A 22,649-nucleotide genomic window follows, 5' to 3' on the forward strand; every position below is an offset into this window, starting at 1 on the left:
CAACTGCCGAACAAATGGGGGATGGAATCAGGCATATTGTCGGCGAATAGTTAACCAAAACAACGGGATTATCCCCATGGCGAATTGCCGGCTGTGGACCGTGAACCCCTCACCAAATGCGCAGCACAGCCGCCCTCACTCTGCAAGACGCAAGCACGTTATGGCGCCGGCGCTCCCCCACTCTTCGTTCGAGCATGATCTTTCGGAAAACCGGTGTCCACTTTTCCGGATCATGCTCTAGATTGGCATTATGCGCGCAAAAGCCAGCTCAAGATACGGTGCTGACGCCGGGATGGACGTCCCCAACAGGACATTTTCCATCGGCGGTCATGTGCTGACTGCGCCAAAGCCGGTTCCCGGCCTCCATCTGGTCGCAACACCAATCGGAAATCTCGCCGATATCACCCTGCGCGCGCTGGAGACGCTCGCCGGCGTCGACCTGATCGCCTGCGAGGACACCCGCATCACCCGCCGTTTGACCGAGCGTTACACGATTACGGCCGAGCTGACCCCCTACCATGAGCACAATGCGGCCCAGGCCCGGCCAAGAATCCTGCAGAGGCTGGCCGAGGGCGCCGCGATCGCGCTGGTCTCCGACGCCGGCACGCCGCTGATTTCCGATCCCGGCTTCAAACTGGTGCGCGAGGCCTGCGCCGCCGGGCATCACGTGATCGCGGTGCCCGGGGCGTCATCGGTGCTGACGGCGCTCTCGGTCGCGGCGCTGCCGACCGACCGCTTTTTCTTCGAGGGTTTTTTGCCTACGAAGGAACAGGCCCGGCGCACGCGCCTCGTAGAGCTCGCCAGGATCGATGCAACGCTGGTGCTGTTCGAATCCGGCAGCCGCGTGCAGGAGACGCTGGCCGACCTCGCCGCGATCATGGGCGGACGCGATGCCGCGATCTGCCGCGAACTGACGAAGCTGCACGAAGAGATCAGGCGCGCCCCGATCGCCGAACTGGCGGCAGGAAAAGATGAGCTGGAGACGCGCGGCGAATTCGTGCTGGTGATCGGTCCGCCGCCGGCGGATGCGCAGACGATGGGGCAGGATCAGCTCGACGAACTGCTGCGCACCTCGCTCCTGCGCGACAGCGTCAAGGATGCGGTTGCGCATGCAGTCGAGCTTTCCGGCCGGCCGCGCCGCGAGGTCTATGCCCGCGCGCTCGAACTCGCAAAAGAACGGCGGGGCGACGATGGCGAAGAGTGATGACGTGCCGCCGGACGCAATCGCAAAGCTCGCTTCGCCCGAACGGGTCGCTGCGTTCCGCACCGGGCTGTCGGCGGAAAGCCGCGCTGCGGCCTATCTGATGGCCAAGGGTTATCGCGTCCTCGCCAAGCGTTTCCGCACGCCCTATGGCGAGATCGACCTGGTGGTGCGCAAGCGCAACCTGCTCGCCTTCGTCGAGGTCAAGGCCCGCGCCAGCTTTGATGAGGCCGCCTATGCCGTCACGCCGCGCCAGCAGCAGCGCATCATTGCGGCCGCCCAGGCCTGGCTGATGACGCATCCCGAACATGCGGAATTCGACATGCGTTTCGACGCCATGCTGATTGCGCCCAAGCGTTTGCCGCGCCATCTGTTGGCGGCGTTCGACGCCAGCGCATGACTTCCTCGAGAGACCGGACCCAAAGCCCATGAAATTGAACGTCGCCGTCCAGATGGATCCCATTGAGCGCATCAACATTCGCGGCGATTCGACGTTCGCGCTGCTGCTCGAAGCGCAGAAGCGCGGCCACGGCATTTCCTATTACATACCGGACAAGCTCTCGCTGCGCGGCGATGAGCTGGTGGCGCCGGTGCAGATTCTTTCCGTGCGCGACGAGGTCGGCGATCACTTCACGCTTGGCGAGCCCAAGCGCGAGCCGCTGACCAATTTCGACGTGATCCTGCTGCGGCAGGATCCGCCGTTCGATCTCGCCTACATCACCTCTACGCATTTCCTCGAGCGTATCTACCCGAAGACCCTGGTCGTCAACAATCCCGCCAGCGTCCGTAATGCGCCGGAAAAGCTGTTCGTGATGAATTTTCCGCAGTTGATGCCGCCGACCTTGATCTCGCGCGACCTCGACGAGATCAACGCGTTCCGCGACGAGCATGGCGCCGTCGTCATGAAACCGTTGCACGGCCATGGCGGCGCCGCGGTGTTCCGCGTGATGCCGCAGGACATGAATTTCGGTTCGCTGTTCGACATGTTTACGGTGACGTTCAAGGAGCCATGGGTGATCCAGCGCTTCCTTCCCGAGGTCAAGCATGGCGACAAGCGCATCATTCTGGTCGATGGCGAATTCGCCGGCGCCGTCAACCGCGTGCCTGCGGCGGACGACCTGCGCTCCAACATGGTGCGTGGCGGCGCGGCGCAGTCGACCGAGCTGTCCGACCGCGAGCGCGAGATCTGCACAACCCTCGGCCCGGCCTTGCGCGAGATCGGCCTGTTGTTCGTCGGCATCGACGTGATCGACGGCTACCTCACCGAGATCAACGTCACCTCGCCGACCGGCATCCGCGCCATCGCGCGGCTCGGCGGCCCGGACGTGGCGGCCATGATCTGGGACGTCATCGAGGCGAAGCGCGCAAAATCTTAGGGCGCGTCTGCCTTTCTTCCGCTCTGAGACCTCTTGTCAGCTTGCGACGGCGAGCGCAGCATGGCCTTGCTCGCCTTCAGGTCGTGGGGCAGGACCTGCTCGCGGGCGGCAACGCGATGATTGCCAAAATATAACTCGATAAAAATCGTGGAGGAAAAGCATGACAATCAACGTCTCGCGAAGGTCCCTGCTCGCGCTCGGCGCCGGCCTTGGTGCAAGCACGCTGCTCGGGGGCAGCGCGCTGGCACGCGCGCCGAAGCTCGGCACGCAAACGCCGTATTGGCACCGCTTCATTCTAGGCGATGCCGAAGTCACCGTCGTCTCCGACGGCCCGCTGCCGCTTGGCGATCCCTCCGGCACCTTCACCGGCGTGCCGAAGGAAGAAGTGAAGAAGATGCTGTCGGACAACTTCCTGTCGCCCGACAATGTGGTGCTGGAGCAGAATTCGCCGATCGTGAACACCGGCGACAAGCTGATCCTGTTCGACACCGGCATGGGCACTTCGAAAGCGTTCGGTCCGACCACCGGCCGCCAGCAGAAGAGCATGGCGGAAGCCGGCATCAAGCCGGAGGACATCGACGCCGTCGTCTGCTCGCATGCGCATATCGACCACATCGGCGGCATCGTCGGTGCCAACGACAAGCCGCTGTTCCCGAACGCGCAGGTCTATATCGCCCAGAGCGATTTCGATTACTGGACCGATGAAGGCAAGATGGGCAGCCCGCTGAAGGACTTCGTCGTTCACGCGCGCAAGAATCTGCTGCCAGTCCGGGACCGGCTGGTGTTCTTCAAGGACGGCCAGGAATTCCTGCCCGGCGTGCAGGCGATCGCGGCGCCCGGCCACACCATCGGCCACCACATCTTTATGGTGACCTCGGCCGGCAAATCCTTCGCCTTCCTCGGCGACCTCTCGCACCACGCCGTGCTGCTGCTCGAGCGGCCGCGGATGGAATTCTCCTACGATACCGACCCGAAACAGGCGGCGGCCTCGCGGGTGAGGCTGCTGGAGATGCTGGCGGCCAACAAGACCCCCGTGATGTCCTACCACTTCGCCTGGCCCGGCTACGGCCATGTCGCCAAGGTCGGCGACGGCTTCCACTATTATCCCGAACCGATGCAGATGACGCTGTAAGCTGCGTGGGCTCCGGGACAGCGGAAAAGCGGCCCCGGAGCCCACGTTCCCGTAATGTTCTTGCGCTTGGCGTTGCCTTCGGCTACCCTCGATTGTGGCAAGGGGGCAGCATGGTTCAACGCGTTTCCACCGTCGCTTTCGAGGGGATCGAGGCTCGTGCGGTCGACGTGCAGGTGCAGGTCGCGCCGGGACTACCGGCTTTTGCGATCGTAGGCCTGCCGGACAAGGCGGTCTCCGAGGCGCGGGAGCGGGTTCGCTCGGCGCTGATCGCCTCCGGCCTCGCCCTTCCGGCGCGCCGGATCATCGTCAATCTGGCGCCGGCCGACCTGCCAAAGGAAGGCAGCCATTACGACCTGCCGATCGCACTCGGGCTGATGGCGGCGATCGGGGCCATCCCGCCGGATGCGCTCAACGGCTTCACAGTGCTGGGCGAACTCGGGCTGGACGGCTCGATCGCTCCGGTTGCGGGCGTCTTGCCGGCGGCGATCGGCGCCAATTCGCGCGACGAGGGGCTGATCTGCCCCGCGGCCTGCGGCTCCGAAGCGGCGTGGGCGAGCCCGGACATCCAGATCATCGCAGCACACTCGCTGATCCAGATCGCCAATCACTTCAAGGGCACGCAGGTGCTGTCGCGCCCACAGCCGAAGGTGCATGAGCAGAAGGAGACGCTGCTCGACCTGCGCGACATCAAGGGCCAGGAAAGCGCCAAGCGGGCGCTCGAGATCGCAGCGGCCGGCGGGCATCATTTGTTGATGATGGGCTCGCCCGGCGCCGGCAAATCGATGCTGGCGGCGCGGCTGCCCTCGATCCTGCCGCCGCTGTCGCCGTCGGAACTTTTGGAAGTGTCGATGATCGCGTCGGTGGCCGGCGAGATCCGCGACGGCGCCTTGACCGCGCGGCGGCCCTTCCGCAGCCCGCATCATTCCGCCAGCATGGCTGCGCTCACCGGCGGCGGCATGCGCGCCAGGCCCGGCGAAATCTCGCTGGCGCATCAGGGCGTGCTGTTCCTCGACGAACTGCCGGAATTCGATCCACGCGTGCTGGATTCGCTGCGCCAGCCGCTGGAGACGGGCGAGGTTTCGGTTTCGCGTGCCAATCACCGCGTCACCTATCCGGCGCGCTTCATGCTGGTGGCGGCGATGAACCCGTGCCGCTGCGGTCATGCCTATGAGCCCGGCTATGCCTGCAAGCGCGGACCCATCGACCGCTGCACCGCCGATTACCAGATGCGCATCTCAGGCCCGCTGATGGACCGCATCGATCTGCGGATCGAGGTGCCGGCGGTGACCGCCGCCGACCTGATCCTGCCGCCGCCTGCCGAAGGATCGGCGGAAGTGGCGGCGCGGGTCGCTGCGGCGCGCGACGTCCAGCTTGCGCGCTATGCCGCCGCCGGCATGCCGAACGTCCGCACCAATGCGGAAGCGCCGGCATCGCTGCTTGAGACCATCGCCCAGCCGGACGCGCAGGGGCAGAAGCTGTTGCGCGATGCCGCCGAGACCATGCGCCTCACCGCGCGCGGCTATCACCGCGTGCTGCGCGTCGCGCGCACGCTCGCCGATCTCGACGGCACGGAGAAGATCGGACGATTGCATCTCGCGGAGGCCCTGTCCTACCGCGCGCTCGCCGACGACATCAGGCGCGCGGCGTAAAGCGTCCAGCAGCGTCGCGTCAACGCGACGGTAACCAGTTCTCTTTACACTCCGCCAACCATAGGCCTGCGCAATCGTAGCCAGCTTTGGTTGAGTGAGTGGTGTCATGTTGCGTTTGAAGATTCTGGCCTCGGCCGTGCCGCTGGCCGTGTTCGCGCTCGTTGCCCGCGGTGAATTCCTGCCGGGCCCACACCCCTGCATCGAGGCTGGCGGCGCCACCGTCCAGATCGCATCGATCCCCTGGCTCGCCCAGCTCCATGTCAGCTTCACGGACGACCCGGCTGCCGCCACGGTGCGGGTCCAGGTCTCCGACAGCGCGGAGGCCGCCGATTTCGCTGTTATCGATGATATCGACGACGACGCCGAGCCGGGCGCCTGCGAGAGCAACGGCGTGCCGCAACTGGTCGCGATCTCGGCCAATCCCGCCGCAACCGACCCCGTGATCTATCTTTCGCAGGATGGCCCGGCCGATTACCGGATCTTCGTCCATTCGAAGAGCTTCTCCGCGCGCGATGCCGCGGCGCTGATCGTCGGCGCGCATGGCGGGCACCGCCATCTGCAGGCGGCTTCGCTGTAGCAACGATCGTTAACGCTTTATCAACCCTGTTCGCATCGCGGGCCGGAACCCGACGCTGTCTCAAGCACTTTGCAAGGTCGCCGACGCATCGTCGACCCAACATGCAAGGGCGGCTCAAGCCGCCAGCCTTCAGCAGGTGATCAGGGGATCGGCGATGACGTGGACCTATCGACTGAGGCTCCGCTTGCTTCGGTTCGGGCGGCGTCACCCCTGGATCGTCTTCATCCTCCGCGCCTTCATCGTCTTCGCCGCAGCCTTCGCCGGCGGTTATGCGTTCCTCGTTGGCGCCGTTTCGGACCGTGATCCGCGTACCATTGCCGTGGCTGTCAGTCTGCTGTTCGCACTCACCTGCGTGGCGCTGGTCGTGCTGAATGTCCGACTGCGGCTGATGCGCGGAAAGCTGCGCATGATCGCAGAGCACAACGAGGCGCTCGCCGACCGCAACTGGGAACTGCAGGAAGCCGAGCAACGCGCGCGTAGCCTGTTTGAGTCGCAGAGCGACCTGATCGTCCTGCGTGACAGCGATGGCATGATCACCTTCGTCAACGACGCGTATTGCGACCTCGCGGGAAAGCCGCGCGGCGAACTGATCGGCAGCCATTTCGCCTTCGAGGTGCTGGAACAGGGCGACACCGCGCTGGAGCCAAGCAGCACCCGCACCTACGACCAGAAGATCGCAGGCCCCTTCGGGCCGCGCTGGATCGCCTGGCGCGAGGGCCTCGTCCGCACCGACGCTGGGAGGCCTGCGGAGATGCAAAGCGTCGGGCGTGACGTGACCGACCGCACCGAAAGCGAGCGCGTGCTTGCCGAGGCGCGCGATCAGGCCGATGCGGCCAACCGCGCCAAGTCGCGCTTCCTCGCAATGGCGAGCCACGAGATCCGCACCCCGCTGAACGGCATCATCGGCATGAGCGGACTCTTGATGGATACGCCGCTGACGCCGGAGCAGATGACCTACGCCAAGGCGGTGAAGACCTCCGGCGACGCGCTGCTGTCGCTGATCGAAGAGCTCCTCGACTATTCCAAGATCGAGGCCGGCAAGATCGATCTCGAGCAGCGCCCGTTCGCGCTCTCGAAACTGATCGAGGACATCACCGAATTGCTGGCACCGAGGGCGGAGGCAAAGGGAATCGAGATCGCCGCCTATATCGATGAGCGGTTGCCGATGGATGTGGTCGGAGACGCCGCCCGGCTGCGCCAGGTGCTGCTCAACCTCGCCGGCAACGCGATCAAATTCACCGCAACCGGCGGCGTCGCCCTGGTGGTCGAGCCCGGCATCCGGCCGAATGAAATCAGCTTCCTGGTCCGCGACACCGGCATCGGCATTGCGCCGGAGGCGCAGCAGCGCATCTTCCGCGAGTTTGAGCAGGCCGACGAAGGCATTGCGCGCAGCTATGGCGGCACCGGGCTGGGCCTCAGCATCAGCGACCGCATCATCAAGCGCATGGGCGGCCGCATCGCACTCGCAAGCACGCCGGGCGCGGGCTCGACCTTCGAACTATCGATCCCGCTCGCGGCTTCCGACAGCAACGGACCGCCGATGTTCAGCCCGCCCGACCTTGCGGGCCAGTCGATCATGCTGGTCGCGCCGCAAGGCATCGAGGCCTCGCTGATCTCGCGCCGCTTGCAGCGCTGGGGTGCACAGACCTGCATGGTGTCGGATGCCATGGTGGCGGAGGCCTTGTTGCCCGAGCGTTCATGGCATGCCGTGCTGATCGACCACGCGCTGGGAGCGGCCGAGATCGGCCACCTCGGGGAAGCGGCGCGGATGCATGCGACGCAGCGGATCGTGATGTTCACGCCGGCAACCCGGCAGGAACTGCAGCCGTCCGCCGACTCGCCGTTCACCGGCTATCTGGTCAAGCCACTGCGCGCCGTCTCGCTCGCCGCTCGTCTGACCGCCACGCCCGAGATCGCTTCCCCAAGCGTCGCCGCAGAGCTCGTCGTCGAGCCAATCGAGGCTGGCTCGGCACCGGCCTCCCTGTCCGACAAGGGGCTGTCGATCTTGGTCGCCGAGGACAATGAGATCAACGCGCTCCTGATGCGCTCGCTGCTGACGCGCCTCGGCCACAAGGTAGTGATCACCACCAACGGCGAAGAGGCGCTTCAATCCTGGTTGTCGGCGAAATCAACGGGCGCGCCATACGACCTCGTGCTGATGGACGTCCAGATGCCGCAGCTCAACGGCATCGAGACCACCAAACGCATCCGGCAATCGGAAGCCGACCAGCCCGGCCGACCAACGCCAATTCTCGCGCTGACGGCCAACACCTTAGCGGAAGATCGCTCCGCCTGCTTCGAAGCGGGGATGGACGGCTTTCTGATCAAGCCGCTCGATCGCGAGAAGCTCGAGGAGGCGCTGAGAGGACTGGCAGCGGCGCGGCATCTGGCTGCGTAGCCTCCGCTGCCTCCGCCGTCATTGCGAGCGCAGCGAAGCAATCCATGCCTCCGCATGTGAGGCGCGATGGATTGCTTCGCTGCGCTCGCAATGACGATGCCGGGCGACAGCAGCTACAGCCGCCGCAGCGCGACGGTCTCCACCACGTGGTCGGCGCCCTTCTTCAGGATCAGCGTGGCGCGCGGACGGGTCGGCAGGATGTTATCCTCGAGATTGGCGCGGTTGGTGCGTTCCCAGATCGCGATCGCGGTGGCGGTCGCCTCTTCGTCCGACAGCACGGCATAGCGGTGGAAATAGGAGCGGGGATCGTGGAACGCGGTATCGCGCAGCGCAAGGAAGCGCTTGACGTACCATTCGCGCAACACCGGCTCATCGGCATCGATATAAACCGAGAAATCGAAGAAGTCGGAAACCACCGGCACCGCCTTGCCGTCACGCGGCAAGCGGCTCGTCTGCAGCACATTGACACCCTCGACGATCAGGATGTCGGGACGATCGATCTCGATGAACTGGTTCGGAACGATGTCGTAGGTCAGGTGCGAATAAACCGGCGCGCGCACCGGCCGCCGCCCGGCCTTGATGTCGCTCACGAACGAGAGCAGCAATTGCTGATCGTAGCTTTCCGGAAAGCCCTTCTTCTGCATCAATCCCAGCCGCTCGAGCACGGCGTTGGGATAGAGGAAGCCGTCAGTGGTGACGAGGTCGACCTTGGGCCGCGGCGACCAGCGCGCCAGCAGCGCCTGCAGCACGCGGGCGGTAGTGGACTTTCCCACCGCGACCGAGCCCGCAACGCCGATGATGTAAGGCATCTTGCGGTCCTGGATGCCGAGGAATTGCCGCTGCGCGTAATAGAGCCGCTGCGTGGAGTCGACATAGATCGAGAGCAGCCGCGACAGCGGCAGATAGATGTCCTCGACCTCGTGGATGTCGAGCCGATCGTGCATCGAGCGTAGCCGCTCGAATTCGCCTGGCTCCAGCGTCATCGGCGTGTCGTCGCGCAATTTCGCCCATTGCTCGCGCGAGAAGATCCGGTACGGATTATATTGCTGGTCGGGTGCCTGAATATCCATGGCCGTGCCCTAATCGCGCTTGCGCGCCGCTTTCTCTTCCAACCCGGACATGGATGTGCGCTGCGCCAGCGCCGCCTCGACGTCCTCGAGCTTCACGCCGCGGGCCTTCAACAGCACCAGCAGGTGAAACACCAGATCGGCACTTTCGGCGATGAGATGATCGCGATCGTTCTCGATCGCGGCGATCACGGTCTCGACCGCTTCCTCGCCGAGCTTCTTGGCACAATGCTCGGCGCCTTTGTCGAGCAGCTTCTTCGTATAGGACGCCTCTCCCCCCGACGCCGCGCGGGCATCGATGATGGCGTCCAGATCGTGGACCGTGAAACGCGACATACTTGAGCACCCGGACCGGCGTGAAAGCCGGCAATTTCCCCCGGAGGGGACTTAGCACTTTTGTGACGGCGAGTCCTAGGGATCGAGACGCATGGGCAGCCCTGCACGCACCATGTGCTCCTTGGCCTGGCGGATGGTAAATTCGCCGAAATGGAATATCGAGGCGGCCAGGACGGCGGTAGCGTGCCCTTTGCGGATGCCGTCGACGAGATGATCGAGGTTGCCGACCCCGCCGGACGCGATGACCGGTACGGGGACACTATCGGCAATCGCCTGCGTCAGCTCCAGGTCGAAGCCCTGCCGAGTGCCATCCCGATCCATCGACGTCAGCAGGATCTCGCCGGCGCCGAGCGAGACCACTTCCTGGGCATATTCGATCGCCTCGATGCCGGTGGCCTTGCGGCCGCCATGGGTGAAGATCTCCCAACGGTCCGAGCCGCCCGCGCGGTTGACGCGCTTGGCATCGATCGCGACCACGATGCACTGCTCGCCGAACTTCTCGGCGCCCTCTTTGACGAATTCGCGACGGCTGACCGCTGCGGAATTGATCGACACTTTGTCGGCGCCGGAGCGCAGGAGCGTGCGGATATCGTCGATGGTGCGGACGCCGCCGCCGACGGTCAGCGGCATGAAGCAGGCCTCGGCGGTCCGCCGTACCACGTCCAGCATGGTGCCGCGATTTTCGTGGGTCGCGGTGATGTCGAGGAAGCAGAGCTCGTCGGCGCCGGCGGCGTCATAGGCGATCGCGGCCTCGACGGGATCGCCGGCGTCGCGCAGATCGACAAAATTGACGCCCTTGACCACGCGGCCGTCCTTGACGTCGAGGCAGGGAATGACGCGGACCTTGAACATATCGTCTCCTAAGCCGCGGCGCTGGCGCTGCGGATCAGTTGCAATGCGGCTGCAGGATCAAGCCGGCCATCATAGAGCGCGCGGCCGACGATAGCACCCGCCAACTTCTTCGCGCGTGGCTCCAGCAATGCCTTCACATCATCGATCGAAGCAAAGCCGCCGGAAGCGATGACGGGGATCGAGATGCTCTCGGCGAGAGCGATCGTGGCATCGAGGTTGAGGCCCTTCAAAAGGCCATCGCGGGCGATGTCGGTGAAGATGATTGCGGCAACGCCGGCGTCCTCGAAACGCTGCGCGATCTCGAGCGCCGTCACCTCCGATGTTTCGGCCCAGCCCTGAACCGCGACCTTGCCGTCACGGGCATCGAGCCCGACTGCGACGCTGCCGGGATACTTCTTCGCGGCGCTCTTGACGAGCTCGGGGTCGCGGACCGCCGCGGTGCCGATGATGACGCGCGCCACGCCCTTCTCCAGCCAGGCTTCCACCGTCCTGAGATCGCGGATGCCGCCGCCAAGCTGCACCGGCATCGTGACCGCCTTCAGCATCGCCTCGACGGCCTGCGCATTCATCGGCTTGCCGGCAAAGGCGCCGTCGAGATCGACGACATGCAGATATTCGAATCCCTGAGCAGCGAAGGCGCGCGCCTGCGCCGCCGGATCGAGATTGAACACGGTGGCGCGCGCCATGTCGCCCTGCTCCAGGCGCACGCACTGTCCGTTCTTGAGGTCAATGGCAGGAAAGAGGATCACGGCTTCCACTTCAGGAAATTCGAGATCAGCGCCAGCCCGAAGCGCTGGCTCTTCTCGGGGTGAAACTGCGTACCGATCGCGGTGTCTTTTGCAACGACGGCTGTGACCGGCCCGCCGTAATCGGCGCGCGCCAGCACGTCCTGCTCATTGGCCGCATTGAGGTGATAGGAGTGCACGAAATAAGCGTGGCGGCCGTCCGGCCCAAGGGGCAGGCGCTCCAGCACGGGGTGCTCGCGCAGCACTTCGAGCGTGTTCCAGCCCATGTGCGGGATCTTCAGGTTCTCCTCGCGAGGCTGGATCTTTTCAACGTCGCCGGCAACCCAGTTGAAGCCGTCGGTCGTCACGTGTTCCTTGCCGCGCGTCGCCATCAACTGCATGCCGACACAGATGCCAAAGAACGGCCGCGCCTTGACCCGCACGGCTTCCGTCAACGCCTCGAGCATACCGTCGAGCGCATCGACGCCCCGGCGGCAATCGGCGAAGGCGCCGACGCCCGGCAGCACGATGCGGTCGGCGCGGAACACCGCGTCGGGATCGCGCGTCACCATGATCTTCTGCGGATCTTCCATGCTGCGCGCGGCGCGCTCGAACGCTTTCGCCGCCGAGTGCAGGTTGCCCGAACCGTAATCGATGATGGCAACCGTCATCGCGATCCTCCCGGCTCTGGAAACAACCCGATAATGCCGCCCTGCGGCAGCGGCGGCGGCTTGGAGAACGGCTGGCCCGGATTGTTCCGCGTCGGCGGCGGGCCGCCGCGGTCGACCGACCATTGGTCGTTGACGAGGCCACGATGCGCCGCGGTCCAGCGATCGAAAAAGCGGCGCTCGGCGGATTCCTCGTCATCGGCCACGACGACGTCGAGCTGGCGCCATCTGCCGCGCGACAATGTCCAGCGCTTCAGGCTTGCAGCCTCGAATCCCAAGAGCAGCGCCAGCACGACATCCACGGCAAGGATCGTGCCGCGGCCAATGCCGAGCTTTGCCAAGCCGTAATCGATCGCCGCCATCAGCAAGACCCAGCCGATCAGCGCCAGCCACAGCCGGTGCCAGGCCAGCCAGATCACGCTCGCAATGGCCGCCCAGAAATGAAAGCCGTCGCGCACGAAGGTGAACTTGTCGGTTGCCGCAAGATCGGCATTGTTCCCTACGGGGGCATGCACTGTGTAGACCGGCATCAAAACTCTCCGCCGCGAACTTTTGGTTTGAGCATGATCTCCGCGCAAACGCTTCGCGTTTGTCGCGAGGGAAAGCCAGGACCGAGTTTTCCGGACCATGCCCGGGAAATCAACCGCCGAGCTTGCCCTTGGTGGAGGGCACTTCGCCCGCGGCCTGCGGATCGATCGCGACAGCCGCGCGAAGCGCTCTCGCAAGACCCTTGAAACAAGATTCGGCGATATGATGGCTGTTCTCGCCATATAGGGTCTCGACGTGCAAAGTCACGCCGGCGTTCATCGCAAACGCATTGAACCATTCGCGCACCAGCTCGGTGTCGAACTCCCCGATCTTGTCGCGGGGGAAGGCGACCTTGAACACCAGCACCGGACGGCCCGAAATGTCGATCACCACGCGCGACAGCGTTTCGTCCATCGGCATGTGGATCGAGGCATAGCGGGTGATGCCCGCCATGTTGCCAAGCGCCTGTTTCACGGCCTGTCCGAGCGCAATCCCGACATCCTCAGTGGTGTGGTGGTAATCGACGTGGAGATCGCCCTCGGCCCTGACCGTGATATCGATGCGCGAATGCCGCGCCAGGAGGTCGAGCATATGGTCAAAGAAGCCGATCCCGGTCGAAACCTGGGACACACCGGACCCGTCGAGGTTTACCGCCACCTCGATGTCCGTCTCCTTGGTCTTGCGCTTGATCGTCGCCGTGCGCATGAAAATTGAGCTTTCCCGTGCCGAAAACGGGCGTCTTTTAACAGGCCGATGACCCCTTCGCTACTGCGGGATGACGCAAAAAGCGGCCAAGTTGCGGCCATGGTGACCGAACAGGCTTCAAATCAGCCGATTGTAAGCCACTGGCCGACCGCCTAAATCTGCTCGGACAAAGAGGTACCCCATGCAAGCATCCCAAAACGAGCCGACCGTCTGGCACGGCACCACGATCGTAACCGTCCGCAAGGGCGGCAAGGTGGTGATCGGCGGCGACGGACAGGTCTCGATCGGCCAGACCGTGATCAAGGCCAATGCCAAGAAAGTTCGCAGGATCGGCAAGGGCGACGTGATCGGCGGCTTTGCCGGCGCCACCGCCGATGCCTTCACCCTGTTCGAGCGGCTGGAAAGCAAGCTCGAGCAATACCCGGGGCAACTGACCCGGGCGGCCGTGGAGCTGGCCAAGGACTGGCGCACCGACCGCTATCTGCGGCGGCTGGAGGCGATGATGATCGTCGCCGACAAGGACGTCTCCCTGGTCCTCACCGGAACCGGCGACGTGCTGGAGCCGGAGGCCGGCGTCATGGCGATCGGCTCGGGCGGCAATTACGCATTGGCCGCGGCGCGCGCCCTGATCGACAGCGACAAGGACGCCGAGGCGATCGTGCGCCGCTCGCTCGATATCGCCGCCGACATCTGCGTCTACACCAACCGTAACGTGACGATCGAGACGCTGGGAGGCTGAACCTTGCAGTCTTACACCTTCCGAGAGATGGCGGCGGCCGACCTTGCGCTGATCGAGCGCTGGCTGGCGCTGCCGCATGTCCGGGAATGGTGGGGCGATCCATCCGAGCAATATGCGCTGGTGAGTGGCGATCTCGATGAGCCGGCGATGGACCAGTTCATCGTCTCAGTCGATGGCAGCGATTTCGGCTACATCCAGTGCTACGCGTTGACGGCCTGGAATGAAGGCTTCGGAGCTCATCCCAAAGGCACACGCGGCATCGATCTCTTCATCGGCGAGCCCGACATGATCGGACGCGGGCACGGCTCAGCATTGATCCGCCGCTTCGTCATCGAGCGGTTGGGGCAGGGCGCGCCGCGCATCGTCACCGATCCCGATCCGAACAATGCTCGCGCCGTGCGCGCCTATGAGAAAGCGGGATTTGAGAAAGTCCGCATGATCGACACGCCCGACGGCCCGGCTTTCTTGATGGTCTGTGACGCATGACCGCAGGTTACAAACTCGACATGATTTCCGGCCTGCCGGCAATCTAACCTCAGCTTGCTCTCGCAGCCTTGAACCCCTAGCTAGGTGACATGACCGACTTCTCCCCCCGCGAAATCGTTTCCGAACTCGACCGTTTCATCGTCGGCCAGACCGACGCCAAGCGCGCGGTCTCCATCGCCTTGCGCAACCGCTGGCGGCGGCTGCAGCTTTCCGGTTCCCTGCGCGAGGAAGTGCTGCCGAAGAACATCCTGATGATCGGGCCGACCGGCGTCGGCAAGACCGAAATCGCGCGGCGATTGGCAAAACTCGCCGGCGCGCCCTTCCTCAAGGTCGAAGCCACCAAGTTCACCGAGGTCGGTTATGTCGGCCGCGACGTCGAGCAGATCGTGCGCGATCTCGTCGAGGTCGCGATTGCGCTGATCCGCGAGCGCAAGCGAAAGGACGTTCAGGCGCGGGCGCAACTTGCCGCCGAGGAACGCGTGCTGGATGCACTGGTCGGGCCGGCTTCGAGCCCGGCGACGCGGGAATCCTTCCGCAAGAAATTGCGCGCCGGCGAATTGAACGACAAGGAGATCGAGATCGAGACGCAGTCCTCCGGCGGCTTCCCGATGTTCGAGATCCCGGGCATGCCGGGCGCGCAGATGGGCGCCATTTCAATCGGCGACATCTTCGGCAAGATGGGTGGCCGCACCAAGACCCGGCGTCTGACCGTGGCGGGCTCGCACGAAATCCTCGTCAACGAGGAATCCGACAAGCTGCTCGACACCGATCAATTGGTGCAGGAAGCGATCAACGCGGTCGAGAACAACGGCATCGTGTTTCTCGACGAGATCGACAAGATCTGCGTGCGGGAGAATCGCGCCGGCGGCGACGTCTCGCGCGAGGGCGTGCAGCGCGACCTGCTGCCGCTGATCGAGGGCACCACAGTCTCGACCAAGCATGGCCCGGTGAAGACCGATCACATCCTGTTCATCGCCTCCGGCGCGTTCCATATCGCAAAGCCTTCCGACCTGTTGCCGGAATTGCAGGGCCGCCTGCCGATCCGCGTCGAATTGCAGGCGCTGACCCGAGACGACATGCGCCGCATTCTGACCGAGCCCGAGGCGTCGCTGATCAAGCAATATGTTGCGCTGATGCAAACCGAAGGCGTGAAACTGGAGATCACCGACACCGCCATCGACGAGCTCGCCGACGTCGCTGTCGCCGTTAACTCCACTGTCGAGAATATCGGCGCGCGGCGGCTGCAGACGGTGATGGAGCGGGTGCTGGACGAGATCTCCTTCACCGCGCCCGATCGCCACGGCGACACCATCACGGTCGATGCCGATTATGTGCGTAAGCATGTCGGCGACCTCGCCAAGAACGCCGATTTGAGCAGGTTCATTTTGTAAGAGCAACCGTCGTTGCGAGCGAAGCGAAGCGATCGATCTCTCCACTTGCGGAGAGATGGATTGCTTCGTCGCTTCGCTCCTCGCAATGACGGATCGACTAGATCCTCGCTCGCCGCACCCGCACATAGAGCGCGCCCTCGCCGCCGTGGCCCATATGGGCTTCCTCGAAGCCGACGACGAGCGCGCGGAATTCGGGCAGGCTCAGCCATTGCGGCACCTGGCGGCGCAAGACGCCGCGCTCGGCATCAGCGCCGCCGGCTTTGCCCTTGCCGGTGATGACGAGCACGAAAGTCAGCCCGTTACTATGCGCACGCTGCAGGAACGTAAGCAGCACGCGATGCGCGCGTGTCTGCGTCATGCCATGAAGATCGAGCCGGGCGTCGATCTCCTTCTTCCCGCGCGAGAGTTGCGCGCGCTCGCGGCGGCCGATCGGCGCCAGTGGCGGCGGCGTCTGCGGACGCGGCGTGGGTGCGGACTTGACCGGAATCGGCTTCGTGGGGGCAACTGGCTTCGCGGCGACCTTGGTCTCTGCTTCAAGCGCGGCGTGCGCCTTCGCAACGGGATGGCGTTTGCGCAGTGGCTTGACCTGCTTTGCAACGCTTTCCCACAGCGCACGCTCTTCTTCGCTGAGCGCGCGCCTTCGCCGCGGCGGCGCGGGATCTGCAATCGGAACGGGACGCTTCATCTGTAATAGCGGTGATGGCGGAAATGCCGATGGCGCCGCTCATTCCCCGCCTTGATGCCGGGCCGCCGCTCCGGCAGCGGCACCGGCCTTGCGACGGATGCAGCTTGCGCGCCCGATGCAGCGGACGCATCCACGGGCTTCGCCGCGCTCTTTTCCTTCGGATCGGTTTGCGGAAACAGCTTTGCGATCTTTTCCGACGGCCGCTCATCCGGTACCGGCATCTTGCGTCCGCGCGCGACGGGATCGAGGCCCCTCGGCACCAGCATCACGAAGCGCATACTATGCCGCAGCCGGCCCGAGACTTTTCCGGCATCGGCCCCGGCGCCGAAGTAAAGGTCTGCGCGGGCGGGGCCGACGATCGCCGAGCCGGTATCCTGCGCGATCATCAGGCGGCGGAACGGCGTCTTCGACTGCTCGGATTCGATCGGCAATTCGCCCTCGATGAAGAACGGCGTGCCATAGACGTGCAGCGCCTTGTCGACCGCGATCGAACGACCCGGCGTCAACGGCACGCCCTGCGCGCCGACCGCTTCATCCTTGTCGGAGAGCTGCACCTCGCGGAAGAATACATAGGAGCGGTTCTGCCGCCGCAATTCCTTGGCGCCATCAGGGTTCTGCGCCATCCAGTCCCTGATCTTCTGCATCGACATCTGTTCTTTCGGGACGATGCCGCGGTCGATCAGGATGCGGCCGACCGGCGTATAGGGATAGCCGTTGTGAGCATCATAATTGATGCGCAATGTCGAGCCGTCCTCGAAGCGCACCCGCGCCGAGCCCTGAATCTGCGCGAACAACAGATCAGTCTGCTCCTTGAGCCAGCAGATCTCGAGGCCGCGGCCGGCGATCACGCCGTCCTCGATCTCGGCGCGATCATAATACGGCACGAGCTTGCGGCGGCCGATCTTGCGGAACACCTGGCCCTTGTTCGGCAGGCCGCTCGAGCTCTGCTTGGCGCCGCGGACGAACAGGTTCGAGGGGCGGCGGTAGACCGGCACGTTGTAGACGTCGGTCTGGGTCCGCGACCCATCCAGCACGGGCTCGTAATAGCCGGTGACAAAACCCTCGCCCTCGCCGAGCCGCGAAATGCGCAGCGGAAGGAAATGCTCCTCGAAGAACGCTTTCGCCTTGGCCTCGTCGGTGAGTTCCAAGCCCTTGGCGATGCGGCAGGGATCGCGCAACGAGGTGCCGAGTGCCTTCGATTCCGAAGGCAGGCCGTGCTCGGCGGCGATCGGCCGGCAGCTCGCACGAAACGCCTTGTAGGCCGCAAGGTGATCGTCATCGCTCCAGCCTGGCATGTCGATCCAGGCCAGCGGTTCATACTGGCTGCCGCTGATCTGCAGCGGCAACTCCAGGTGCGGATAGGGGAGGTGACGGGTGTGCTGAACGGCCGAATGCCTGGTCGCCTTCGCGGCGTGCCTTGGCCGCGCCTCTAGCGCGGCCGTCGAGCATAGAAGAGCGATTGCGCAGCACGCGGCCGTGAGACGCGCAAGGCGAAGCCGATCAGTGGGCGCTTCCAGTGCCAACCAGTTTCCAGTTCGGATCGCGCGACGCCGTATCGCGGGCGAATGTCCAGACATCGGTGATATCGGCGACCTTTTCCGGGTTGCCGTCGACGATGGTACCGGCCTTGTCGCGGGTGACGGAAATCATCTGCGACACGAACCGAACCGTGACTTGCGCCGCACGGTCGCGTGCTTCCGCGCCGACGATCTCGGCCTTGTCGATCGAGACGAAGCGGGTCTCGGTCTTCTGCTCGTGCTTCTCGCGATCCTTGATCGCAGCATCGAAGCTGTCATAGACCTCGCTCGACAACAGGTCGCGCAACGCGCGGCGATCGCCATTCGCAAAGGCGAGCACGATCATCTCATAGGCGCTCCGCGCACCCGAGATGAAATGGCGCGGATCGAAAGAAGAGTCCTGGGCGACAATGCCATCCAGCCCCTGCGCCAGCGCCGTGCCGGGTTCGGCAATTCCCTTCCAGCGATCGGAAGGCGGCGTCACGTCCTTGCTCGGCAGCGGAGGCGGCTGGTCGATCACCGAGCCCGGCATCGGGACGACATTATTGTCCCGCTGCAGGACATTCGGGGCCGCACGGTCATAGGGGGGCCGCTCGCTGCCGGTGCGCTGTCCGAGGACACTACGCAGGCGCAGGAAAATGAAGACGGCCAGCGCCAGGAAAATGATGGTGTAGATATCCACGTCGTGTTCGCTTTCTGATCTGCACCGGCAACGGTCCGCCCCAGCGGGCGTTCCGCTCAGGGAACGGCGGAGATTACCTCGCCAATTGAGTCTGCAGCATGTAGGCACGAAACTCCGCTCGGCCAATGGCGCGTTTTGGCGCGGGCATTGTAGCGCGTTTTGGCGGCGAGGGGAAATCCGATGATGCCTGGAAATCACGCATCTTCAAATGTTTAGGGGGCAAATGGTGCCGCCTTTCAGCCGCGATTGACGATCCCGGCGGTAAATCGGCGAAGGTTTGGCAATCAAGGACTGTCGCCTTGTGGAGCACTGTGGGGCTATGATAGCCACTCGCCCGGCACCAGCATTTCCAAAACCTTAACTGCGGCTTCGGACGTCAGACCGTCTCCGATCGCCAGTGCTCAGGAGAGCTTCCCATGACCAACGGCAACGGCGCACCCCCCGAGCAGGCCCCGCCCCAGCTCAACGTGCTGGCGCAATACACCAAGGATCTCTCGTTCGAGAACCCGAACGCGCCGGCCTCGCTCGGGCCGCAGCAGCAGCAACCGGCGATCAACATCCAGATCAATGTTTCGGCCCAGAACCTCGCCGAGAGCGAATATGAGGTGACGCTTTCGGTCGACGGCAAGGCCGAGAGTGCCGGCAAGGTGATGTTCAGCTTCGATCTGCAATATGCCGGCGTGTTCCGGATCCTGAACGTGCCGCAGGAGAACCTGCACCCGCTGGTGATGATCGAGTGCCCGCGGCTGTTGTTCCCGTTCGCGCGCGAGATCATCGCCACCGCCGTGCGCGATGGCGGCTTCCCGCCCTTGATGCTGGATCCCGTCGATTTCGTCGGCCTGTACCGCCAGAACATGGAGCGGCAGGCAGCGACACAAGCCGCCCCGGCGCCCGGCGTGAAACCGAGCTGATCTTAAGGAATTTAAGCGGCGGCTTCGGCCGCCGCCGGCAGGTAATCGTTCCAGATCAGCTTGTCGCCGAAGGTCGCGATGAAGGCGCGGTGTGCCTCGCGCTCCGCGGCGGTCACTCGCGGCGCCAGCGGAATCTCGCGCTGCCGCCGCGGCATATCGCCATGGCCAACCTGAGTGATCGCGGCTTCCGAGGCCAGGATGAGCTGCGACTGCCGCGCCCCGATCAGGTCGACATAAACCTCCGCCAGGAGCTCGGCATCGAGCAGCGCGCCGTGCTTGGTGCGGCGGGAATTATCGATCGAATAGCGCGAGCAGAGATCGTCGAGCCGGTTCGACACGCCCGGATGTTTCCGGCGCGCCAGCAGCAGGGTGTCGACCAGCCGGTCCTTGGCGATCACCGGCCGCTTGATTCGATCGAGTTCGGCATTGATGAAGCTGATGTCGAACGAGGCGTTGTGGATCACCAGCGGGGTGTCAGCGATGAACGCCAGGAATTCGTCGACCACTTCGGTGAACACCGGCTTGCTGGCCAAGAATTCGGTCGAGAGGCCGTGAACGGCAAAGGCCTCCGCCGGCATGTCCCGTTCGGGATTGATGTAGACGTGGTAGGCTTGGCCGGTCGGCATGCGGTTGAAGATCTCGATGCAACCAATCTCGACCAGCCGATCGCCGCGCAAGGGATCAAGGCCGGTGGTTTCGGTATCGAGAACGATTTCGCGCATGGACTTCTAAGGACCGCAGAATACCCAGCGAATCAGATTCGCCGCTTCGGCATCTTAACGACCTCAGCCAGAATGTCCTTGATTTGCGCGCGGACGGGATCAAGGCCGTGTGAGGTATCCACCACGAAATCCGCCCGCTTGCGTTTCTCGGCATCGGGCAGCTGTCGCGCCAGGATCGCATCGAGCTTTTCGTCGTCCATCGTGCCCCGTGCCAGAACGCGCTCGCGCTGTATTTCCGGGGAGGTCGTCACGACGACCACCGCATCGACCCTTTTCTCTCCGCCGGTCTCGAACAGCAGCGGCACGTCGACGACCACGACGGGCGCTCCGGAGGCTTCCGCATCCGCAAAGAATCTCTGCCGGGAGGCGCCGAGCATCGGGTGGACGATCTGCTCCAACCGCTTCATGGCCGCGGGATCGTGGACCACGCGCGCGGAAAGCTTTGCGCGATCCACCTTGCCATCAGCGGTGGTGCCCGGGAAGGCGGCTTCGATCGCCGGCGCCGCTTCGCCTTCGTAGAGTTTGTGCACGGTCGCGTCGGCGTCATAGACGGGAACGCCGGCTTCCGCGAACAGTTTCGCGGTGGTGGATTTCCCCATCCCGATCGAGCCGGTCAGTCCTAGTATCAGCATCTTTCAGTCATCACTCGGAAACATGTCAGATTGCCAGCAAATTCTCGCTGCGCAGGAAGGCTAGCAACGACAATAGCGGCAGGCCGAGGATGGTGAAATGGTCGCCGTCGATGCGCTCGAACAGATGTACCCCGAGGCCCTCGAGCTGATAGGCGCCAACGCTGGTGGTCACGGCCTCGCCGGCCTGGCCCAGATAGGCGTTGATCCCGTCCTCGCGAAGCGGGCGCATCGACATGCGCGCCACGCTGGTGTCGGCAAACAGTATTTTACCGTCTTGGGCGACGGCAACGGCGGAATACAATTCGTGAACCTGACCCGCGAGCGCACGCAATTGTTCGGCCGCCTGATCGCGGCCGGCAGGTTTACTGAACAATCGATCGGCGAGCGCCAGCGTCTGGTCGGCGCCGACGACGAATCGTCCCGGCCGCTCGGAGGAAACAAACAAGGCCTTTTCGCGCGCCAGCAGCGACGCAATTTCCGCCGGCGCCGAAAGGCCTGAATTTTCCTGGATCGCCCGTTCGTCGATATCCGCCGGAAGGGCCTCGAACTCGATCCCCGCACTGGCCAGCAGCATCTTTCGCGCACGGCTCTGCGAGGCAAGAATCAGCGGATCTTTTCCGCGCCAGATCGTCATGGTCGCCGAATCACTCCGGCGGCCACGGCCGCTGCCGCTGGCGGTCGTTATGGAGTTTCATCACCGCTGCGGCGGTCTCCTCGATCGAGCGTCGCGTGACATCCAGCAGCGCCCAGTTGAATTTTGCGCTAAGACGGCGCGCGAACGCGACTTCATCGGCGACCGCCTGCCTGTCGATATATTCGTCGTTGCCGGACGCAGCGCCCATGCTCAAGAGCCGGTTTTGCCGGACCTGGATCAGGCGCTCCGGCGTCGCATGGAGGCTGACCACCAGCGGCTTCTTGAGGTGCTCCAGTTGATGCGGCAGCGGAATGCCAGGTACGAGCGGGACATTCGCAGTGCGGATGCCGCGGTTGGCGAGATAGATCGACGTCGGCGTTTTCGAGGTGCGGGATACTCCGACCAGGACGACATCGGCCTCCTCCAGGCCTTCGACATGCTGGCCGTCGTCATGCATCATCGTGTAGTTCAGCGCATCGATGCGCTTGAAATATTCCGCGTTCAGCACGTGCTGCGCGCCGACACGACCCGAGGTCGCCGCACCCAGATACGCCTCGAACAACTGCATCACCGGGCCAATGATCGACAGGCTCGGAACGTTGATCTCCCTGCATTTGGCTTCCAGCCGGCTGACGAGATCTTTCTCGAGCAGCGTGAACAGCACGATCCCGGGCGACTCTTCGATTTCATCGAGCACGCGGTCGAGCTGCTTCTGGCTTCGCACCAGGGGATAGACATGTTCGACCGGCGAGACATTGGCGTATTGTGCGGCCACCGCGCGCGCCACTGTGATCAGCGTCTCGCCGGTTGAGTCCGACACCAGATGCAGGTGAAAGTAATTGCCTGATGTGGGCACCAGAACCTCTGTCTATCCTGTGAATCCCTGTGGAGGTTGCCTACAACTATTCAGCCGAGATCGCCGCCTTAGGGATATCTAAACCTTTTCTTCACAGCGCCTCCTGCGAGGACAAGTCCGCCGTGCCGGTGGGATGATAGTGAGAATATGTGAATTTGTCTCTTGATAAGCTGGCCAAGG

The 22,649-nt window shown here is 64.1% G+C and carries 25 protein-coding genes; 11 read left to right on the forward strand and 14 right to left on the reverse strand.

What is annotated here, in order from left to right:
* Positions 1-250 precede the first annotated feature (250 nt).
* The 7 genes from rsmI to OZ411_RS33850 all read left to right on the forward strand — a co-directional run bounded on the left by rsmI (position 251) and on the right by OZ411_RS33850 (position 8,333).
* Positions 251-1,204: a 16S rRNA (cytidine(1402)-2'-O)-methyltransferase gene (gene rsmI, locus OZ411_RS33820; RefSeq protein ID WP_282531405.1), complete on the forward strand. Its 954-nt coding sequence runs from the start codon at positions 251-253 to the stop codon at positions 1,202-1,204.
* Complete coding sequence (locus OZ411_RS33825) at positions 1,191-1,601, forward strand: YraN family protein (protein WP_282531406.1); 411 nt, start codon at positions 1,191-1,193, stop codon at positions 1,599-1,601. The genes rsmI and OZ411_RS33825 overlap by 14 nt, the downstream gene beginning before the upstream one ends.
* A 28-nt stretch (positions 1,602-1,629) precedes the next feature.
* The gene (gene gshB / locus OZ411_RS33830; protein WP_282531407.1) at positions 1,630-2,577 is read left to right on the forward strand and encodes a glutathione synthase; all 948 of its coding nucleotides are present in this window, start codon (positions 1,630-1,632) and stop codon (positions 2,575-2,577) included.
* Positions 2,578-2,737: 160 nt separating this feature from the next.
* The gene (locus OZ411_RS33835; RefSeq protein WP_130578037.1) at positions 2,738-3,709 is read left to right on the forward strand and encodes an MBL fold metallo-hydrolase; all 972 of its coding nucleotides are present in this window, start codon (positions 2,738-2,740) and stop codon (positions 3,707-3,709) included.
* 110 nt (positions 3,710-3,819) lie between these two features.
* Positions 3,820-5,358, forward strand: coding sequence for a YifB family Mg chelatase-like AAA ATPase (locus OZ411_RS33840; protein WP_282531408.1), 1,539 nt, complete (start codon positions 3,820-3,822; stop codon positions 5,356-5,358).
* A 106-nt stretch (positions 5,359-5,464) separates the two neighbouring features.
* Positions 5,465-5,935 (forward strand): hypothetical protein, encoded by a 471-nt coding sequence (locus OZ411_RS33845; RefSeq protein ID WP_282531409.1) that lies wholly within the window; start codon positions 5,465-5,467, stop codon positions 5,933-5,935.
* A gap of 154 nt (positions 5,936-6,089) precedes the next feature.
* A complete protein-coding gene (locus OZ411_RS33850) occupies positions 6,090-8,333 on the forward strand; it encodes a response regulator (protein WP_282531410.1) in 2,244 nt (747 codons plus the stop codon).
* Positions 8,334-8,446: 113 nt separating this feature from the next.
* Here OZ411_RS33850 and coaA read toward each other — a convergent pair whose 3' ends face one another.
* From coaA to hisB, 7 genes are all read right to left on the reverse strand, one after another.
* Entirely contained in the window at positions 8,447-9,403 is a 957-nt protein-coding gene (gene coaA, locus OZ411_RS33855; protein ID WP_028164789.1) for a type I pantothenate kinase, read from the reverse strand.
* Between the two features lie 9 nt (positions 9,404-9,412).
* A complete protein-coding gene (locus OZ411_RS33860) occupies positions 9,413-9,736 on the reverse strand; it encodes a phosphoribosyl-ATP diphosphatase (RefSeq protein ID WP_282531411.1) in 324 nt (107 codons plus the stop codon).
* 75 nt (positions 9,737-9,811) lie between these two features.
* Positions 9,812-10,588, reverse strand: a complete 777-nt coding sequence (hisF, locus tag OZ411_RS33865) for an imidazole glycerol phosphate synthase subunit HisF (RefSeq protein ID WP_282531412.1) — start codon at positions 10,586-10,588, stop codon at positions 9,812-9,814.
* 8 nt (positions 10,589-10,596) lie between these two features.
* Positions 10,597-11,337, reverse strand: coding sequence for a 1-(5-phosphoribosyl)-5-[(5-phosphoribosylamino)methylideneamino]imidazole-4-carboxamide isomerase (gene hisA / locus OZ411_RS33870; RefSeq protein ID WP_282531413.1), 741 nt, complete (start codon positions 11,335-11,337; stop codon positions 10,597-10,599).
* Positions 11,334-11,984, reverse strand: coding sequence for an imidazole glycerol phosphate synthase subunit HisH (gene hisH, locus OZ411_RS33875; protein ID WP_282531414.1), 651 nt, complete (start codon positions 11,982-11,984; stop codon positions 11,334-11,336). Before hisH ends, hisA begins: the two co-directional genes overlap by 4 nt.
* Entirely contained in the window at positions 11,981-12,511 is a 531-nt protein-coding gene (locus tag OZ411_RS33880; RefSeq protein ID WP_282531415.1) for a DUF2628 domain-containing protein, read from the reverse strand. The genes hisH and OZ411_RS33880 overlap by 4 nt, the downstream gene beginning before the upstream one ends.
* Positions 12,512-12,620: 109 nt before the next feature.
* The gene (hisB, locus tag OZ411_RS33885) at positions 12,621-13,214 is read right to left on the reverse strand and encodes an imidazoleglycerol-phosphate dehydratase HisB (protein WP_130225513.1); all 594 of its coding nucleotides are present in this window, start codon (positions 13,212-13,214) and stop codon (positions 12,621-12,623) included.
* Between the two features lie 181 nt (positions 13,215-13,395).
* On the opposite strand from hisB, the gene hslV reads away from it, so the two are divergent.
* From hslV to hslU, 3 genes are all read left to right on the forward strand, one after another.
* Positions 13,396-13,953, forward strand: coding sequence for an ATP-dependent protease subunit HslV (gene hslV, locus OZ411_RS33890; protein ID WP_130578044.1), 558 nt, complete (start codon positions 13,396-13,398; stop codon positions 13,951-13,953).
* A gap of 27 nt (positions 13,954-13,980) precedes the next feature.
* Positions 13,981-14,439 carry a GNAT family N-acetyltransferase gene (locus tag OZ411_RS33895; protein ID WP_282531431.1) on the forward strand — a complete coding sequence of 153 codons (459 nt, stop codon included), beginning with the start codon at positions 13,981-13,983 and terminating at the stop codon, positions 14,437-14,439.
* Positions 14,440-14,528: 89 nt separating this feature from the next.
* Positions 14,529-15,830, forward strand: a complete 1,302-nt coding sequence (gene hslU / locus OZ411_RS33900; protein WP_282531416.1) for an ATP-dependent protease ATPase subunit HslU — start codon at positions 14,529-14,531, stop codon at positions 15,828-15,830.
* 97 nt (positions 15,831-15,927) lie between these two features.
* On the opposite strand, the gene OZ411_RS33905 is transcribed toward hslU, so the two are convergent.
* The 3 genes from OZ411_RS33905 to OZ411_RS33915 are packed head-to-tail and all read right to left on the reverse strand — an operon-like array spanning position 15,928 to position 18,714.
* Complete coding sequence (locus tag OZ411_RS33905; RefSeq protein WP_282531417.1) at positions 15,928-16,515, reverse strand: Smr/MutS family protein; 588 nt, start codon at positions 16,513-16,515, stop codon at positions 15,928-15,930.
* The gene (locus tag OZ411_RS33910; protein WP_282531418.1) at positions 16,512-18,092 is read right to left on the reverse strand and encodes an MltA domain-containing protein; all 1,581 of its coding nucleotides are present in this window, start codon (positions 18,090-18,092) and stop codon (positions 16,512-16,514) included. The genes OZ411_RS33905 and OZ411_RS33910 overlap by 4 nt, the downstream gene beginning before the upstream one ends.
* On the reverse strand, positions 18,016-18,714 hold the full coding sequence (locus OZ411_RS33915) for a Tim44/TimA family putative adaptor protein (RefSeq protein WP_282531419.1): 699 nt from the start codon (positions 18,712-18,714) through the stop codon (positions 18,016-18,018). Before OZ411_RS33915 ends, OZ411_RS33910 begins: the two co-directional genes overlap by 77 nt.
* 416 nt (positions 18,715-19,130) lie before the next feature.
* Between OZ411_RS33915 and secB the strand changes: the two genes are divergently transcribed.
* The gene (secB, locus tag OZ411_RS33920) at positions 19,131-19,625 is read left to right on the forward strand and encodes a protein-export chaperone SecB (protein WP_130581413.1); all 495 of its coding nucleotides are present in this window, start codon (positions 19,131-19,133) and stop codon (positions 19,623-19,625) included.
* 11 nt (positions 19,626-19,636) lie between these two features.
* Here the strand turns inward: secB and dnaQ are convergent, their stop codons facing one another.
* The 4 genes from dnaQ to OZ411_RS33940 are packed head-to-tail and all read right to left on the reverse strand — an operon-like array spanning position 19,637 to position 22,469.
* A complete protein-coding gene (dnaQ, locus tag OZ411_RS33925; protein ID WP_282531420.1) occupies positions 19,637-20,347 on the reverse strand; it encodes a DNA polymerase III subunit epsilon in 711 nt (236 codons plus the stop codon).
* 32 nt (positions 20,348-20,379) lie between these two features.
* Positions 20,380-20,979 (reverse strand): dephospho-CoA kinase, encoded by a 600-nt coding sequence (coaE, locus tag OZ411_RS33930; protein ID WP_282531421.1) that lies wholly within the window; start codon positions 20,977-20,979, stop codon positions 20,380-20,382.
* A gap of 25 nt (positions 20,980-21,004) precedes the next feature.
* On the reverse strand, positions 21,005-21,613 hold the full coding sequence (locus OZ411_RS33935; RefSeq protein WP_282531422.1) for a Maf family protein: 609 nt from the start codon (positions 21,611-21,613) through the stop codon (positions 21,005-21,007).
* 10 nt (positions 21,614-21,623) lie between these two features.
* Positions 21,624-22,469 carry a pyruvate, water dikinase regulatory protein gene (locus OZ411_RS33940; protein WP_282531423.1) on the reverse strand — a complete coding sequence of 282 codons (846 nt, stop codon included), beginning with the start codon at positions 22,467-22,469 and terminating at the stop codon, positions 21,624-21,626.
* Positions 22,470-22,649 lie beyond the last annotated feature (180 nt).

It is taken from the genome of Bradyrhizobium sp. Arg237L (assembly GCF_029990105.1).
Classification (GTDB): domain Bacteria; phylum Pseudomonadota; class Alphaproteobacteria; order Rhizobiales; family Xanthobacteraceae; genus Bradyrhizobium.